At 40.6% G+C, this 249-nt stretch carries 1 protein-coding gene; it reads left to right on the top strand.

What is annotated here, in order from left to right; translation table 11 throughout:
* A partial coding sequence (locus tag D0T84_RS22405; RefSeq protein ID WP_163310121.1) for an ATP-binding protein occupies positions 1-249 on the top strand: 249 nt, incomplete at both ends.

Genomic DNA, 249 nt, shown 5'->3' with positions numbered 1-249 from the left:
GAACGATATTAACTGATCTGAGGAAAATAGAAAGAATGGATGTGTTGATATTGGATGATTTTGGATTACATCCATTTGACGCAACAGCCAGAATGAACCTTCTGGATGTAATAGAAGACCGATATGGAAAGAAATCCACCGTTATTACATCACAAATACCGGTAGGAGATTGGCATGATATGATTGGAGACAAAACAGTCGCCGATGCAATACTGGACCGCATTGTCCATCAGGCCATCCGAATAGAAC

Origin of the sequence: Dysgonomonas sp. 521 (assembly GCF_010501055.1) — a bacterium.
GTDB lineage: Bacteria > Bacteroidota > Bacteroidia > Bacteroidales > Dysgonomonadaceae > Dysgonomonas.
Note: the sequence above shows the minus strand (reverse complement) of the source record. Positions and strands in the feature narration are given on the sequence as shown.